Here is a 16707-nt window from a genome sequence, read left to right as displayed (position 1 = left end):
TTTTTCAATTACCCGACAAATTTCGCGCGCTGTGGCGAATTGAAGGGCTGCAAAAAGCGGGGTCATAAGATGCAACCGATGTCACGTCCGGCGGCCACCCGGAATTAAACATGGACGATCGCGTGCGAGACCGCACTTCGCCGGAAACCCGGGCGATCCGCGATGCGCTCGACGGCCGGCGCCGCGGCGCCGCGATGCTGCTGCCGTTCGCGGGGCCGGCGGTGGTCGTGTCGGTCGCGTACATGGACCCGGGCAACTTCGCGACCAACATCCAGGCCGGCGCGCGCTACGGCTACGCGCTGCTGTGGGTCGTGCTGCTCGCGAATGTGATCGCGATGCTGTTCCAGGCGCTGTCCGCGAAGCTCGGCATCGTCACCGGCCACAATCTCGCCGAACTGTGCCGCATGCATCTGCCGAAGCCGCTCGTGCTCGCGATGTGGCTCGTCAGCGAAATCGCCGCGATGGCGACCGACCTCGCCGAATTCCTCGGCGGCGCGATCGGTCTCGCGTTGCTGATGCATCTGCCGCTGCTCGCGGGCATGGTGGTCACCGCCATCGTCACCTACGCGCTGCTGCTGCTCGAACGGCGCGGCGTGCGTCCGCTCGAACTCGCGATCGGCGGGCTCGTCGGCATCATCGGGCTGTCGTATCTGGTCGAACTTTTCATCACACCGGTGCAGTGGATGGACGCGGCGCGGCATCTCGTCACGCCCGCGCTGCCCGATGCGGAGGCGCTGACGGTCGCGGTCGGTATCATCGGCGCGACGGTGATGCCGCACGCGCTTTTCCTGCACTCCGGGCTCACGCAGCGGCGCGCGCCGCCGCGCAGCGAGCCCGAACGCGCGCGCCTGCTGCGCTACTCGAACATCGAGGTACTGATCGCGCTGACGATCGCGGGGCTCGTCAACATGGCGATGATCATGATGGCGTCCGGCGCCTTCCACAGCGGCCACCCGGAAGTCGCGCAGATCGAGTCCGCGTATCACACGCTCGTGCCGTTGCTGGGCTCTGCTGCCGCATGGATCTTTCTGCTGTCGCTGATTGCGTCGGGCGTGTCGAGCTCCGTCGTCGGCACGATGGCGGGCCAGCTGATCATGCAGGGCTTCGTCGGCTTCCGCACGCCGCTGTGGCTGCGCCGCGCGATCACGATGGCGCCGAGCTTCGTCGTGGTCGCGCTGGGCGTCGACGCGACGCACGCGCTGATCATCAGCCAGGCGGTGCTCAGCTTCGCGCTGCCGGTGCCGATGTTCACGCTCGTCTGGTTCACCTGCCGGCGCGACGTGATGGGCGCGTTCCGTAACGGCGCGGGGACGATCGTAATATCGATCGCCGCGGCGCTCGCCGTGACCGCGCTCAACGTGCTGTTGCTGCTGCAGACGTTCGGCGTCAGCGTGCCGGGTGTGCCGGCGGGGTGACCATGAAACGGCCGCGACGCGATCTCCCGATCGCTACCAGCCCGACCGCACCACGGACGGACCCGACCTCGTCCGGAACAATCTTGCGCGGCGGTCTCGAGCACTTCCGTGCATCGACAGCAGCACGAACGCGCTCATCAGAGGTGTCACCAGCAGACCACGCACCAGCACCGGCGCGACCGCGACGACCGACAGGCCGGCAATCGTCCACACCGCATAGCAGACGGCAACGGGCCACGTGTGCAACGCGGGACGAAGACGCGTTCTCGACAGGGTTCGCCGCATCGCGTGGCCTCGCTCCCATCGCAGCACCATCGCACCGGTCACGGCCGGCACGAGTACCGTCGCAAGAATCCCCAGCGGCGTGAAGTGTTCGAGGACGGTCGCCAGATCGGCACTGAACAGGATGATCGCGAGCCAGACGACCGGCCGCTCGCGCACCGCGCGCAGACCTTCATCGAGCCATGCTCCCATGCTTCGGAGGGCAGCCTCACATTCGCACACCGGGCTCGCGCCATAGCATGCTCGCGCCAGCACTATGTTTGCACTGCTCTCGACGTGCTGCTGATTCATGATCATCTCCAGGTCGGCGAAGCGCTGCTCCAGTTGCCGACGGCTCGATTTCGTCGAACGGCCGGGCACGTGGACATCATGCCGAAGAAAGGGGATGACAAAAATGGACAATCGTCGCGAGCATTTTTCCTCTTTATGCGCCTCATCGACCAGTTCCAGAAACTGTCCAGCTTTCTCGCGGAACGCGGCGAGCAGCCGGGGCTCCCCGCGCTGGCGAATGCGCTGAGCTGCAGCGAACGCAATGCGCGGCTCCTGCTGCGAAAGATGGAGCAGCTCGGTTGGCTACGCTGGGAAGCGGCCCGGGGCAGAGGGCGTTTCTCCCGCCTGCAACTGCTTGCGTCGTCGCAGCAACTGTTGCTCGATCGCGTGTCGGGACTGCTCGAAAAGGGCGAACTCGAAGAGGCGTTTGCCAGTCTCGACGGCGAACAGCGCAAGCAGCTCGCCGCCCGCCTGCCGGACTATCTTCACGCGCGCGCCGCCGGCGACTCGGGCGCCCGTCTTCGCATACCGCTGCCCCGAAGCGTGGGTACGCTCGATCCATGTGGCGTTATGGCCGCTATCGAAGGGCATCTGATCGGCCAGATCTTTTCCAGGTTGACCGAGTTCGACCGGCGCACGCAGCGTCTCGTCCCCGCTCTCGCGCACTACTGGGAATCGGACGACGAAGGAAAGGTCTGGCACTTCTGGCTGCGGCCCGGTGTGCGCTTTCACGACGGAAGCGATCTCGATCCCGAGGACGTGCGGCACACGCTGCTGCGATTGCGCGACACCCCGGGACACTACCAGGCGCTCTACCGGCATCTCGTCTCGGTCGAAACCGGCAGTCAACGCAGAGTGACCTGCCGTCTTCAGCACACGGACTATCTGTGGCCGCACTTCCTTGCATCGGCCAACGCGTCGATCGCTCCTCGCCAGCGGAGCGCGGACTTCGGACTGCTGCCCGTCGGTACCGGTCCGTTCAGATTGTCCCGACGGAGCGAGTACCGTCTCACGCTGTCGGCCTTCGAAGACTACTATCGCGAGCGCGCGCTGCTCGACGAAATCGACCTCTGGGTGATATCGCAGGCCGGCGCATCCGCGGACTTCGACCTGCATTTCGGCAATGGCGCGGCGAGTCCAGGCGCGACGAACAGCATGGTCCGGATGCTCTCGGGCTGCGCCTATCTCATGTGCAATACCACGCGTCCATGGTTCCGAACCGTCGCTCAACGAATGGGGCTGGCGGACTGGCTCACCGCGCCCGACCTGCTCGACGACGATGACGCCGACTGGCGTCCCGCAGCGGGCATGCTGCCGGCATGGAAGCACCGCGATGGTGGGCGTCGTCACTCAATACGGATTCCGAAGCAAACCGTGCTCACGCTGTTGACGGCGCGATCCGACAGTCACTTACGGCTCGCGGAAAAAATCCGGATGCGGCTGAACGCGGCGCAGATCGAGGTGAAAATCGTCGCACTGCCGTTCGAAGAGTTCGTCCAGCGAAAATGGACCGACGTGGCGGACGTGGCGTTGTGCAACGAGGCACTGGAAGACGACGAAGATCTCGGATGCTACGAATGGTTTGCCGGCGACACGCAGTTTCGCCGCTGGATGTCGGCGGAGCGCAATCGCGTGCTGGACGCGCGGCTGCAGGCCATCCGCCGCATGCAGGACCCGGCTGACCGGATGGCGGCCTACGCTGCCATCGGTCGCCTGATCGTGCAGGAAGGCTGGGCCATTCCGGTCGCTCACGACGTCCGGCACGTACAGGTCGATGCCCGTGTGTCCGGCGCGGCCAGCACGGCGTTCGGTCTCGTACCGTTTGCCGATCTGTGGCTGCGCGACGCATAGCGCCGCGCGATGGCCGTCGGGTCACGCCGCCGCGAGACCCGTCGCCGCCGGTTCCAGCGCGTGCGAAACATCCGGCCCCGCGAGCTCCGCAACCAGCCGCACCAACCGCTCCCGCAGCGCGGACGTCGCCGGCAGCATCGGCGCGCGCAGCTCGTCGCGCAGCCATCCTTGCGCGGCCAGCGCGGCCTTCACCGGCGCGGGGTTCGGCTCCGCGAACGTCGCGTGGATCAGCGGCACGAGCCGATGGAAATTCGCGCGCGCGTCGGCAAGCCGCCCTGTCCGCACCGCACGATCGAGCTCGACGAAACGTTCCGGCGCGACGTGCGCCGTCGCGGCAATCGCGCCCGCGCCGCCCAGACACAGCGTCGCGAACGCGTCGAGGTCGTCGCCGGCGAACACCTGCAGGCGGCCGTCGAGAATCAGCGCGAGCGTCGTCGCGAGCGAGCCCGCGCAGTCCTTCACGCCGACGATGCGCGGATGCGCGGCGAGCGTCAGCAGCGTCTCCAGTTCGATCCGCACGCCCGTGCGCGCCGGAATGTCGTAGATCAGGATGGGCTTCTGGCTATGATCCGCGAGCGACGTGAAATGCTCGACGAGCGCCGCCTGCGACGGACGGATGTAGTACGGCGCCGAAATCAGCACGCCCGCCACCGGCAACGCGTTCAGTTGCGCGATCCGCGCATGCAGGCTCGCGCTGCGGTTGCCGCTCACCCCGACGACCACCGGCAGCGGCACGTCCCCTTCGTGCGCGGCGGCAAGAATGGTGGCGAGCACCGCGTCGGCTTCGGCCGCATCCAGCGCGGCGGGCTCGCCGGTGGTGCCGAGCGCGACGATGCCCGCCACGCCGGCGTCGGCGTAGCGGCGCACCAGCGCGCGCAGCGCGGCGTGATCGACCGCGCCGTCAGCGGCGAACGGTGTGACAAGGGGAATCCAGATTCCAGATGCTATCGACATGACAAGACCTCGAACGCGACCGTATCGAAACCGTTCAGCGGTGCGAGGACACGAGGGTCGAAAGCGGGAAAGACGTGCGGCCGAGCCCGTTTGACTGTTCCGTCGCCCATCTGACGGAACAGCTGGCTCCGGTCAGATGAGCGGCTGTTTGGCTTTTTTGACGTCGGCGAACGCGCACGCGCCATTCACCGTCGTGGTGACGGTGAGAGCGGCAGCGCCGAAGGCCGGGCTGCGATGTGCGGGAAAACGGGCCGAAGTCATGGCCGGCAGTGTAACCGGCATCTCGAAATTCGGGCAAGAAGCGGCTTGAAATGGCTTCAGGCGCCGCGCCGCCGCGAAAGGGCTTGACTTGCGCCACCGGGCGACTAATATACGCACCGCGTACATCAACCCCGCCCTTCAGAGGTGACCGCATGAGCGTTCCGCAACAAGCTTTCCTCCGCGACGCGATGCGTCGCCTCAACATGACCCGTGAAACGTTCGCCAGCCGAATCGGCGTGTCGCGCCGCGCGCTTGATACGTGGCTGCTGCCCGACGACTCGCAGGAATCGCGCGCCATGCCGGAGATCGTCGAACGCTTCGTGTCGGAAATCGTGAATGCCGAACCCGGCGAAAAATATACGCAGAGCGTAGACTCGCAGCCACTCGCGAGCCAGATGCTGTTCGAAGGCAAGCCGCAGCTGCTGTCGGTGGACCAGTTCTCGCGCGATGCGGTGGAGGCGCTGTTCCGTGTCGCCGACATCATGCAGCCGATCGCGCGGCGCCGGAAAATCTCGCGCGTGCTCGAAGGCGCGGTGCTCGGCAACCTGTTCTTCGAAGCCAGCACGCGTACCCGCGTGAGCTTCGGCGCGGCGTTCTGCCGTCTCGGCGGTTCGGTGTGCGACACGACGGGCTTCACGTTTTCGTCAATGGCGAAGGGCGAGTCGATCTACGACACGAGCCGCGTGATGGCCGGCTATGTGGACGCGATGGTGATCCGCCATCCGGAGCAAGGATCGGTGGCCGAATTCGCGCGCGCGACCAACATCCCGGTGATCAACGGCGGCGACGGTCCGGGCGAACACCCGAGCCAGGCGCTGCTCGACCTGTACACGATCCAGCGCGAGTTCTCGCGGCTCGGCAAGATCGTCGACGGCGCGCATATCGCGCTCGTCGGCGACCTGAAGTACGGGCGCACGGTGCACTCGCTCGTGAAGCTGCTCGCGCTGTATCGCGGCATCAAGTTCACGCTCGTGTCGCCGCCTTCGCTCGAAATGCCCGCGTATATCGTCGAGCAGATCGCGCGCAACGGCAACGTGATCGAGCAGACGCACGATCTCGCGGCAGGCCTGACCGGCGCCGACGTCGTGTACGCGACGCGGATCCAGAAGGAGCGCTTCGCCGACGAGTCGTTCGAAGGCTACACGCCCGACTTCCAGATCAACCAGGCGCTGGTCGATTCGGTCTGCGGCCGCGACACGCTGATCATGCACCCGCTGCCGCGCGACAGCCGCCCCGGCGCGAACGACCTCAGCACCGACCTGAATCACGACTCGCGGCTCGCGATCTTCCGCCAGACCGACAACGGCATTCCGGTGCGGATGGCGATCTTCGCGGTGCTGCTCGGCGTCGAGAAGCTCGTGCAGCATTCGATGCGCGACGCGGCGTGGCATCCGCCGACCTACCTCGGCCCGGACGACGCGGTCTTTCACGGCATCGACTGAGTGCGGCAGTAGCGTGCCTCGTTGAACGGAAAAAAGCGCGATGCGGGTGTGAACCGCATCGCGCTTTTTCTTTGACGACCGCCGGCGTGTGCTGGCGCAATGGATTACCCGAGCGTCACCACCGTGCAGTCGAGCCCCTGCATCCGCGCCGCGGCATCCATCGCGGCCTCGAGTTCGGTGAACGCGAAGGTCTTCACGTCGATCGCATCGAGCCGCAGCTGCCCTGCTGTGACGAGCGACACCAGCGCCAGATAGTCGGCCCGCGTGTACATGAAATTACCGATCAGCTCCCAGCTGTTCGCCAGCATCTCGCTGTAGACGATCGGCAGATCGGTGCTCATGCTGCCCATCAGCACGAGCCGGCCGTTGCGGCGCAGACTGCGCAGCGTCGCGAGCGTCGCGTTCGCGTCGGTCGCGCGGCCCACCATGTCGAACGCGAGATGCGCGCCGCCGTTCGACGCCGCGCGGATCGCCGCGACGTCCTGCTGCGCGTCGCCCGTCAGCACCACCGGCACGACCCGGCGGCCACCGCCGCTGTGCTCCGCCAGCGCCGCGAGCGCATCGGCCCGCCGTCCCAGCACGACCACGCGCGCCGCGCCCATCGCCAGCGCTTCGAGCACGGCGGCCGAGCCGAAGTAGCCGGTCGCGCCGTTGATCACCACGGTTTCGCCGGCAGCCAGCCGACCGCGACGCAAACCGCCGAACGGCACCGCAAGCTTGCCGAACGCGGCGAGCCGCTCGGCCGGCTGATCGTCGAAGCCGTCGAGCGGAATCACCGTCGACGCGGGAAACTCGGCGAATTCGCGCAGCGAGCCATGCGGAAAAGCGGCGAGCATCGGCCCGCTGCCCGCGCTCATGCCAGTCAGGCCGATCAGGATCTGCTCGGGCTCCTGCGCCGCTTCATCCGCGATCCAGTACGGATTCACCAGCACGCGCTGTCCCGCGCGATACGCCATCACGCCCTCGCCGACCGCGGCGACGCGGCCCACGCCATTGGTGCCGGGCGTGAACGGCGCAGGCGGATACCAGTAAGGCAGCTTGCCTTCCAGGTAGTCGCGCGTGTAGCTGAGGAGCGGCACGGCGTCCATCTTGACCAGCACCGCGTTCGGCCGGGGTTGCGGCTGATCGACTTCGCGCAGTGCGATCGGCTTGCCGGGTTCATCGAGCATCCAGGCTTTCATCGAGTTCTCCGTTGAGTGGGCAGTCCAGCTGAGGAGCCAGCGGAACACGGTTGAACTCTAGGCAGCGCCTACGTATTCTTGAAATCAATGATTCGTATGCGACCCATCTACTGCCATGATCGATCTACGTGGAATCGACTTGAATCTGCTGGTATCGCTGGACGCGCTGCTCGCGGAATCGAACGTGACGCGCGCCGCCGAGCGGCTGCATCTGACGCAGCCTGCCGTCTCGACGCAACTTGCGCGGCTGCGGCAGATCTTCGGCGATCCGCTCCTGATTCCCGCCGAGAACGGCCGCGGGATGACACGCAGCGCGCATGCGCTCGAACTGATGGAGCCGTTGCACGCGGCGTTGAAGAATCTCGAAAGCGTGGTGCGTCACAAGCCGGCTTTCGATCCGCTGGCGGACGCGCGGCGCTTCACGATCGCCGCCCACGATTTCGCGATCGGCTCGCTCGGCCTGCCGCTGCTATGCCGGCTGCCGTCCATCGCCAATCCCGGCGTGCGCATCGCGTTCATCAATGTCGATCCGCCCACTATCACCGCGCGGCTCGATCGCGGCGAGGTCGATCTGCTGATCGGTTCGGAGCGCATGGTTCCGCCCTCCATGAAAGCGCGCAAGCTGTTCGACGAGCACTTCGTCGCGGTGCAGCGCAAAGGCCACCCGCGCGGCACGGCGCCGCTCGATCTCGACACGTACTGCGCGCTGAACCACGTGCTCGTATCGATCAGCGGCGGCAGCTTCCACGGCTTCATGGACGAACACCTCGAAACGCTTCGACGCGAACGTCGCGTGGTGATGTCCGTGCAGCACTTCATGGCCGTGCCGGAGCTGCTGGCGCATACCGACTACGTATCGACGCTGCCTTCGCGGCTCGCCGCGCATTTCGGCGACCGGCTCGATGCGTTCGCGCTGCCGTTCGATGCACAAGGTTTTTCGCTGTTCGCGGCATGGCATCCGCGCAATCATCGCGACCCGTCGCTGATGTGGCTGGTTCGGACGCTTGGCGAGATCGCGGCTGCCTGACTCAGCGACGACGCGAGTGAGCGATCACGCGATCGCACATCGAAAGCCATCTGCAAACCGCCGGCGTTTGAACGCGCAACGATGACCGCCCTGCCATCCACATCGCGTGTTTCTGGCCCGCAGATGACGCGAAACTGACCGCGTCGTCATCCTCGGCGACGCGCCTTTACTTCGTCATCCGTTACGTGCAACGCTCGCTTTGAGCATTCGCTGGCCGACCGTTGCGCCGTCGTTCGACGCGCTCCGCACGCCGTGTCACGCAACTGCCAGCGCACGCGTATGCGGCACCGAATTTGCTCGGCCCGAATGATTCAGCTGCCCACGCATCGCACAATGCGTTCGCCCGGAATTCTCTTTCACGGAGCAAGCAGAACGTCATGTCCAACGATCACGATCCTCAAGGTTCCGGCAACGGTCAGACCTACCAGACCGCCACGGCGCCGCGACCGTCACGCCGCCGCTTCCTGCAGTCCGCCGCCGCAGCGGCGACGCTCGGCGCCACACCGCATCTGCACGCACAGACGCACATCCAGCAGCCTGACCAACCCGCGGCCGCCCCGCCTCCCGCGCCGCCGCGGCCGGTGCAGCTGAACATCAACGGCCGCAACTACACGCTGCAGCTCGAGCCGCGCGTGACGCTGCTCGATGCGCTGCGCGAGTACGCCGGGCTGATGGGCACGAAGAAGGGCTGCGACCGCGGCCAGTGCGGCGCGTGCACGGTGATGATCGACGGACGTCGCATCAATTCGTGTCTCACGCTCGCGGTGATGCACGAAGGGCAATCGATCACGACCGTCGAAGGGCTCGCGCAGAACGGTCAGCTGAGCCCGATGCAACGCGCGTTCGTCGAGCACGACGCGTTTCAGTGCGGGTACTGTACGCCCGGCCAGCTGTGTTCGGCGACCGCGATGCTGCGCGAATTCGACGCGGGCACGCCGAGCGCGGCAACGGCCGACGTCAGAGCACGAGTCTCCAAACTGACCGACGACGAAGTGCGCGAGCGCATGAGCGGCAACATCTGTCGCTGCGGCGCCTACGCGAACATCGTGGCCGCCGTGCAAGGTGCGCACGGCGGCCAGTTCGGTAAAGCCTGACGGAGGCGCGCATGCAAGCAATCACCTATGAGCGCGCAGGCGACATCGCGGGCGCGCTGCGCGCCGCTCAGCAGCCGGGCACGATGTTCATCGGCGGTGGCACGAACCTGCTCGACCTGATGAAGGGCGGCGTCGAAAACCCCGTGCATCTGGTCGACATCACGCGCATCCGCTCGCTCGACAGCATCGACACGCTGCCCGACGGCGGCCTGCGGATCGGCGCGCTGGTGCGCAACAGCGACGCGGCAAATCACGCGCTCATTCGCACGCGCTATCCGCTGCTTTCCCAAGCGCTGCTCGCGGGCGCATCGCCGCAGTTGCGCAACATGGCGACAGTGGGCGGCAACCTGATGCAACGCACGCGCTGCGGCTACTTCTACGACACCGCGTTCGACCAGTGCAACAAGCGCAACCTGGGCAGCGGCTGCGCGGCGATCGGCGGCCACAACCGGATGCACGCGATCCTCGGCGCGAGCCCGCAATGCATCGCGGTGAACCCGTCCGATATGAGCGTCGCGCTTGCAGCGCTCGATGCAACGGTGCGCGTCGATGGTCCGCAAGGCGAGCGCACGATCGCGTTCGATCAGTTCCATCGTCTGCCGGGCGATCGCCCCGATCTCGATACGACGTTGGCGCCAGGCGAGCTGATCACCGCAGTCGATCTGCCGCCGCCGCTCTTCGCCGATCATTCGCACTACCTGAAAATTCGCGACCGCGCGAGCTACGCGTTCGCGCTCGTGTCGGTGGCGGCCGCACTGCAGATGGACGGCAGGACGGTGAAGCAGGCGCGCATTGCGCTGGGCGGCGTCGCGCACAAGCCGTGGCGCGCGAGCGCCGCGGAACAGATGCTCGCGGGTCACGAGCTTGGCGAAGGCACGTTGCGTGAAGCGGCCACCGCCGCGCTGCGCGATGCGCAGCCGCAAACGTCGAACCGCTTCAAGGTGCAGCTCGCGCAACGCGCGATCGTGCGCACGATCAATCTCGCAGCCAATCCGGCCGCGGTCCGCACTGGAGGTGTCGCATGAGCACGATCGTCGGACAGCCGCTCGACCGCACGGACGGTGTGCTCAAGGTCACCGGCGAAGCACGCTATGCGGCCGAGTTTCCGGAAGCGCGGCTCGCGCATGCGGTGCTCGTCACGAGCACGATCGCGCACGGCACGATCACGTCGATCGACAACGTCGACCGCGTGCAGTCGATGCCGGGCGTGCTGCTCGTGATGACGTATCTGAACGCGCCGCGTCTGCCGAATAACGGCAAGTCGCCGCTATCGCCGCCCGCGGGCCGGCACCTGTCGCTGCTGCAGAACAACGAGGTTCGCTACAGTAACGAGCCGGTCGCGGTGATCGTCGCGGATACGCTCGAACACGCAACCGACGCCGGCCGCCATCTGCGCATCACGTATGCGCAGCAACCCGCGATACTCGACTTCCGCGGCGCGCTGAACGACGCGTATCCGCCGGACAATCCGCAGGGGCGCAAGACCGATACCGCGCGCGGCGATTTCGACGCCGGCGTGCGCGAGGGCGTGGTGCACGTCGACGAGATCTATACGACGCCGATCGAACATCACAATCCGATGGAACCGCACGCAACGCTCGCGCACTGGGACGGTCCGCAGCTGACGTTGTACGACGCGACGCAGGGCGTGACCGGCGCGAAGAACGCGGTCGCGGCGACGCTCGGCGTGCATCCCGACAACGTGCGCGTGATCTCGCCGTTCCTCGGCGGCGGCTTCGGCTGCAAGGGCTCGTCGTGGTCGCATGTCGCGCTCGCCGCGATGGCGTCGCACCAGGTGGGCAGGCCGGTGCGGCTCGCGCTCGAACGGCCGCAGATGTTCGGTCCGGTGGGCGCGCGGCCGTACACGCAGCAACGCATCCAGCTCGCCGCGCGGCACGACGGCACACTGACCGCGATGCGGCACGACTCGTACTCGCACACGTCGACGTTCGAAGACTGGACGGAGACCTGCTGCATGGTCACGCGCATGCTGTACGCGGTGCCGAATCAGGTGACCACGCACCGCCTCGTCAAGATCAACGCGGGCACGCCGACCTTCATGCGCGCGCCGGGCGAGACGACCGGCTCGTTCGCGCTCGAATCCGCGATGGACGAACTGGCCGCGAAGCTGAATATGGATCCGCTCGCGCTGCGGCTGAAGAACTACACGGACGTCGATCCAACCGAAAACAAGCCGTTTTCGTCGAAGGTGCTGCGCGCGTGCTATGAGCAGGGCGCCGAGCGCTTCGGCTGGTCGAAGCGTTCGATGGCGCCGCGCTCGATGCGCAGCGGCAACACGCTGATCGGCTATGGCCTCGGCACCGCAACCTACCCGGCGAACCGCAACGAAGCGGCGGCGCTCGCGCGCATCCTGCCGGACGGCACCGCGATGGTCGCATCGGGCACCCAGGAGCTCGGCACCGGCACCTACACGGTGATGACCCAGGTCGCGGCGGACGCGCTGGGCTTTCCGCCGCAGGGCATTCATTTCGCGCTCGGCGACTCGACGTTGCCGAAGGCGCCGGGCTCGGGCGGCTCGCAATCGGCGGCGAGCGTATCGCCCGCGGTGCGCGAAGCGTGCTCGCAGGCGCGCGACAAGCTGCTGTCGATGGCGCTCGCCGATCCTGCATCGCCCGTGCACGGCATGTCGCTCGAAGACCTGAGCGTCGAGAACGGCTGGGTTGTGAGTCGAACGGATGCGACGAAGCGCGACCCCGCTGCGGCGATCATCGCGCGCGCGGGCGGCCAGCCGATCGAAGCGCAGGCCACCACGAAGTCCGGCCCCGAGCGCCAGCAATACGCGTTTCATTCGTTCGGCGCGGTGTTCGTGGAAGTGCATGTCGACGAATCGCTCGGCACGATCCGCGTGCCGCGTATCGTCGCGGTGTACGACGTGGGGCGCATCCTCAATCGCAAGACCGCGCGCAGCCAGTTGATGGGCGGCCTCGTGTGGGGCATCGGCGCGGCGCTCGAAGAGGAAACGCTGCTCGATACGCGCTACGGTCGCTTCACGAACGCGAATCTGGCCGAATATCACGTGCCGGTGAACGCGGACGTGGGTACGATCGACGTCACCTTCCTCGATCAGCCGGACCCGCATTTCAATTCGCTCGGCGTGCGCGGCATCGGCGAGATCGGTATCACGGGTGTGGTCGCGGCGATCGCGAACGGCGTGTATCACGCGACTGGCGTGCGCGTGCGTGACCTGCCGGTGACGCTGGACAAGGTGATGGTTTAGCGATTACACGCAATCGTCGCTTGCCTCGACACCAGTTGCACCGCACAATCAGGGCTCTCCCACCTCCGGTGCCGATCCATGGCCTACGCTTCGTTCGCCACCGGCGTGTTGCTCGCCGCCGGTCTCGGCACGCGCTTCGATCCGCAGGGCTTGCACAACAAGCTGCTCGCGCGCCTGCCGGACGGCACCCCGGTCGCCCATGAGGCTGCGCATCGTCTGTTGCTCGTCGTGCCGCGCGTGGTCGCTGTCGTCAGGCCCGGCACGGACGCGCTGGCCCGCGTGCTGAACGACGCGGGCTGCGATGTGGTGTTCAGCGCCGCGGTGGAGCGCGGCATGGGCGCAAGCCTCGCCGCCGGCATCGACGCGAGCGCCGACGCGGACGGCTGGGTGGTTGCGCTCGCCGACATGCCACGCATTGCGATCTCCACGATCGAACACGTCGCGCGCGCGATCGACGACGGCGCGTCGATCGCGGCGCCATTCTATGGCGAGCAGCGTGGCCATCCCGTCGGCTTCGGTCCCGAGCATCTTGCCGAGCTCCAGGCGCTCGATGGCGACGCCGGCGCACGCGCGCTGTTCGCGATGCATCCGGTCACCCGCATCGACGTCGACGATCCAGGCGTCGTGCAGGACGTCGATACGCCGGACGATCTGCGTCGCATCGGATCCGATTGATTCGCCATCCTGATCACCACGCTGTGCTTCTGCGTCACTCAATCAATTCAAACGATCCGGCGCCACGGTCCGGGCATGCCGTCTGCTAAATCCGTACGGCCGTGTTTTCACGCGCGGGGTTGCAGCCTTCCAAGGTGCAACCCGTAGATTCACGCGCGCTCCAGACGGCGATCTACGTGCCCCGCGGCAGCCCGGCATGTGGGACGGTGCAATCGCCGCGAACGTGCTCGCCGCTCGTCGCCAGCGCTTACAAAAAAGACGCATCGCTACCGTCTGCAGATGGGCGGCGGCGCGCGTCGCTGCGCGCTCGTCGAACCGCGCGTGCAATGAACGCGACGCAAAACCGATAGCAGCATCCGCCTCACCATGACCGTTCAAATTGCGCCGCCATATCCGGTAAATGCCTGGCTGATGCAAAACCACATGCAGGTGAAGATGTAGGGGTAAGAGGGGAAAAGAACTGAACAATGCGCAAGCGCGGCGCGGACACACAGCATGGTCCACGCACGAATACAGAGAGGGTCGAGGAGATCGAATCATGACGGAGTTCCAGGCGGCGCCGGTCGAAACCATCTGGCGAATTCCTGTGCGCCTCGCGGATGCGCGCGAGCGGCGCATCCTGATCGCGGACGACGACATCCGCGGCGCGCACGCGCTCGCCATCGCGCTCGACGAAGCCGGCTTCGCGACGCGCACCACGCACACCGGACTCGATGCAGTCAGGGCCGCGAAGCAGTGGAAGCCGGGCGCGGTGCTGCTCGATCTATCGATGCCGCTCGGCGACGGCTGGGAAGCGGCAGCCGCGATCCGTTCGTACGACCCTGAGGTATTCCTCGTTGCCCACACGGGCTTCACGTCGCGAGCCGAGTGGATCCGGTCGGAGGAAATCGGCATCGACGCGTACTTCGTCAAACCGTGCAACCTGAGCCGGCTGTTCGAACTGCTCGGCGAACGCTTTCCCACCTGAGGCTTCGGCGCCGCTCGCTGTACGATTCAAACGCTGCGCCGCGCTCGCGGCAACGCGCTTTTCATCGGGCTGGTCACCATTGCCACCGGTCAGGACCGGAACTTGCGTCTCCCATGCTGTGCAGATAAATGCAGCTGAGGAGTTCACGATGGTCACCGCCCCTTCCCCACCCCGGGATAACCCGATCAGTCCGGAACGGTCCGACACGGTACCGACCGACTATCCCGACATCGGCCCGTCGCAGGACCCCGACGCACCGCCGCTCGACCCTGACGTCGACCCCGACGCCGAGGACAACCGGCTGCTGCGCAAAACCCAACGCAGTTGAGCGTGGCCGACTTGCCGTCGTCCTTCGACGGCAGCGGCCGTCCGTCGTACCCACCTTTCTTTCTGCAGGAGCGCCCGCTACCCGAATCATCCCCCGCTGCCGTCGGCATCCGCGTCGCGGTTTTTTTTCGGCAGCCTGTATGACCTTTTTTTGAAAAGGAACGACGCGCACACTCCCTGAACCGGACGCCGCGCGGACGCTAACAACAATGAACCATCGCACACTCGAAAAAGAACTGACGCACCTCGAGTTCATCGTCGCGCGCATCGGCCTCAACGATCCGATTCCGCTTGCGTACTGGCAAGCTCGCGTCGCCGCACTCACCGGGGCCGCCACGTTGCCGACGCAACGTGCGCGCGTGAAAAAACTCAGCGACGCGCTACTCGCCCTCGGGCAGACCTCCGCCGCGCTGCGCGTGCCGCCGCCGGCGCTCGCCAGGCGACCTCGCCGCACTTCCGCTGCCACCGCCTCGCCCGCACCGTCCGCGTACGATCTCGACCAGCTGCAGATCGTCGACTGACTGCGGCGCTATCTGGCGCATCGAGTATCGAGCCGTCGAACCGTGGTGGCGACCGTCGCCACGGTGTTCACTCACGCCCTCGTCCCCGAAGCGAAAAAAAGCACACGCAAGTAGTTGCAAAGCTAACTATTTGCGACTATAGTCAGGTCCATGTTCGATCAATGCCTTTACTTCAACACGTCGGCACTGGCACGGCGTCTCGAGCGCGAATGGACCGAAGCCTTCGAGCCATTCGGCGTCACGCCGCCGCAAGGCTTCATGCTGCGCGCGATTCTCGATCGCCCAGGCATGCTGCAACGGGAGCTGTCCGACGAGCTGTCCATCGCGCGACCCACGGCAACCCGCGCGCTGGATGGCCTCGAAGCGCGGGGCTACATCGAACGGCGCCGCACTGAAGGCGACGGCCGCGAGGTCGCGATCTTCCCTACGGCGGAAGCGGTGGCCATCAAGCGGCCGTTGAACGACGCGAGCGGCGACGTCACCGCGAGATTGAAGAAGCAGATGGGCGGCCCGGCATTCGTGGACACCGTCCAGAAGATCCGCAAAGCGCGTTCGGTACTGGATTGAGCGTGCTTTTTTCATTCACCGATAGTTGCATAGCTAATCAATGGAGGTCGCGATGCCTATTCTCAACGTGAAAGTCGCTGCAAAGAAGTCGCCGGAAATGACCGGTAAAATTGCGTCCATCCTGCTCGAACTGACCACGCGCATTCTCGGGAAGGATCCCAACCTCACCGCGATCGCGATCGACTACGTCGATCCGGACGACTGGATCGTCGGCGGCAGAACGCTGTCGGAGCAGAACAAAAGCAGCCTCTACTTCGACATCAAGATCACCGACGAAACCAACACGAAGGACGAGAAGGCCCGCTACATCGCGGAAGTCTTCGCGGCCTTCGAACACCTGCTCGGCAATCTGCACGAAGAAAGCTACATCTACGTGCAGGATGTGCGCGCCGCTTCCTACGGTTATGGCGGCAAGACGCAGGAATACCGTTATCACCACCGTTGAGGAGCCTGCGATGGCACGCATCGGAGCGTTTTGCGTCGCGAGCTGGCTGGCCGCCGCGATCCTGTATTTCGGCCAGCATTCGCCCGCGATGATCGTGCTCTCCGGCGTCGTCGTGCTGGGCGGGTTCGATCTGCTGCGGCCGTAAGCATCGCAGCGGGGCCGGTCGGTGCCGGGCGGCGGCGCACGTGTG

The 16707-nt window shown here is 66.2% G+C and carries 18 protein-coding genes; 14 read left to right on the top strand and 4 right to left on the bottom strand.

Annotation, left to right across the window (positions count from 1 at the left end; translation table 11 throughout):
* Positions 1-110 precede the first annotated feature (110 nt).
* On the top strand, positions 111-1415 hold the full coding sequence (locus DVS29_RS08810) for an Nramp family divalent metal transporter (protein ID WP_118180057.1): 1305 nt from the start codon (positions 111-113) through the stop codon (positions 1413-1415).
* Between the two features lie 33 nt (positions 1416-1448).
* Here DVS29_RS08810 and DVS29_RS08805 read toward each other — a convergent pair whose 3' ends face one another.
* Positions 1449-1988: a hypothetical protein gene (locus tag DVS29_RS08805; protein ID WP_124800618.1), complete on the bottom strand. Its 540-nt coding sequence runs from the start codon at positions 1986-1988 to the stop codon at positions 1449-1451.
* Between the two features lie 135 nt (positions 1989-2123).
* On the opposite strand from DVS29_RS08805, the gene DVS29_RS08800 reads away from it, so the two are divergent.
* Complete coding sequence (locus DVS29_RS08800; protein ID WP_164707873.1) at positions 2124-3818, top strand: ABC transporter substrate-binding protein; 1695 nt, start codon at positions 2124-2126, stop codon at positions 3816-3818.
* A gap of 21 nt (positions 3819-3839) precedes the next feature.
* Here DVS29_RS08800 and dapA read toward each other — a convergent pair whose 3' ends face one another.
* Complete coding sequence (gene dapA / locus DVS29_RS08795; RefSeq protein WP_118180054.1) at positions 3840-4772, bottom strand: 4-hydroxy-tetrahydrodipicolinate synthase; 933 nt, start codon at positions 4770-4772, stop codon at positions 3840-3842.
* A 132-nt stretch (positions 4773-4904) separates the two neighbouring features.
* On the bottom strand, positions 4905-5054 hold the full coding sequence (locus tag DVS29_RS37260) for a hypothetical protein (protein WP_164707872.1): 150 nt from the start codon (positions 5052-5054) through the stop codon (positions 4905-4907).
* Positions 5055-5185: 131 nt separating this feature from the next.
* Between DVS29_RS37260 and DVS29_RS08790 the strand changes: the two genes are divergently transcribed.
* Positions 5186-6475 (top strand): aspartate carbamoyltransferase, encoded by a 1290-nt coding sequence (locus DVS29_RS08790; protein ID WP_118180053.1) that lies wholly within the window; start codon positions 5186-5188, stop codon positions 6473-6475.
* A gap of 104 nt (positions 6476-6579) precedes the next feature.
* On the opposite strand, the gene DVS29_RS08785 is transcribed toward DVS29_RS08790, so the two are convergent.
* Positions 6580-7656, bottom strand: coding sequence for a zinc-binding dehydrogenase (locus tag DVS29_RS08785; RefSeq protein WP_118180052.1), 1077 nt, complete (start codon positions 7654-7656; stop codon positions 6580-6582).
* Between the two features lie 139 nt (positions 7657-7795).
* Between DVS29_RS08785 and DVS29_RS08780 the strand changes: the two genes are divergently transcribed.
* The 11 genes from DVS29_RS08780 to DVS29_RS38115 all read left to right on the top strand — a co-directional run bounded on the left by DVS29_RS08780 (position 7796) and on the right by DVS29_RS38115 (position 16662).
* Positions 7796-8683, top strand: coding sequence for a LysR family transcriptional regulator (locus DVS29_RS08780; protein WP_240655517.1), 888 nt, complete (start codon positions 7796-7798; stop codon positions 8681-8683).
* A gap of 377 nt (positions 8684-9060) precedes the next feature.
* A complete protein-coding gene (locus DVS29_RS08775; protein ID WP_118180050.1) occupies positions 9061-9777 on the top strand; it encodes a 2Fe-2S iron-sulfur cluster-binding protein in 717 nt (238 codons plus the stop codon).
* A gap of 11 nt (positions 9778-9788) precedes the next feature.
* Positions 9789-10802, top strand: coding sequence for an FAD binding domain-containing protein (locus DVS29_RS08770; protein ID WP_118180049.1), 1014 nt, complete (start codon positions 9789-9791; stop codon positions 10800-10802).
* A complete protein-coding gene (locus DVS29_RS08765) occupies positions 10799-13015 on the top strand; it encodes a xanthine dehydrogenase family protein molybdopterin-binding subunit (protein WP_118180048.1) in 2217 nt (738 codons plus the stop codon). Before DVS29_RS08770 ends, DVS29_RS08765 begins: the two co-directional genes overlap by 4 nt.
* A gap of 78 nt (positions 13016-13093) precedes the next feature.
* Positions 13094-13690, top strand: coding sequence for a nucleotidyltransferase family protein (locus tag DVS29_RS08760; RefSeq protein ID WP_118180047.1), 597 nt, complete (start codon positions 13094-13096; stop codon positions 13688-13690).
* 538 nt (positions 13691-14228) lie between these two features.
* Positions 14229-14657, top strand: coding sequence for a response regulator (locus DVS29_RS08755; RefSeq protein ID WP_118180046.1), 429 nt, complete (start codon positions 14229-14231; stop codon positions 14655-14657).
* Between the two features lie 148 nt (positions 14658-14805).
* Positions 14806-14985, top strand: a complete 180-nt coding sequence (locus tag DVS29_RS08750; protein ID WP_118180150.1) for a hypothetical protein — start codon at positions 14806-14808, stop codon at positions 14983-14985.
* Between the two features lie 208 nt (positions 14986-15193).
* Positions 15194-15505 (top strand): hypothetical protein, encoded by a 312-nt coding sequence (locus tag DVS29_RS37605; protein WP_205962419.1) that lies wholly within the window; start codon positions 15194-15196, stop codon positions 15503-15505.
* Between the two features lie 150 nt (positions 15506-15655).
* Positions 15656-16072: a MarR family winged helix-turn-helix transcriptional regulator gene (locus tag DVS29_RS08740; protein WP_118180045.1), complete on the top strand. Its 417-nt coding sequence runs from the start codon at positions 15656-15658 to the stop codon at positions 16070-16072.
* 52 nt (positions 16073-16124) lie between these two features.
* Positions 16125-16517 carry a tautomerase family protein gene (locus DVS29_RS08735; RefSeq protein WP_118180149.1) on the top strand — a complete coding sequence of 131 codons (393 nt, stop codon included), beginning with the start codon at positions 16125-16127 and terminating at the stop codon, positions 16515-16517.
* Between the two features lie 10 nt (positions 16518-16527).
* A complete protein-coding gene (locus tag DVS29_RS38115; RefSeq protein WP_276314294.1) occupies positions 16528-16662 on the top strand; it encodes a hypothetical protein in 135 nt (44 codons plus the stop codon).
* Positions 16663-16707 lie beyond the last annotated feature (45 nt).

The sequence above is a fragment of the Paraburkholderia phosphatilytica genome (genome assembly GCF_003443895.1).
Lineage (GTDB): Bacteria > Pseudomonadota > Gammaproteobacteria > Burkholderiales > Burkholderiaceae > Paraburkholderia > Paraburkholderia phosphatilytica.
This window is presented reverse-complemented; position numbering and strand designations above follow the sequence as displayed.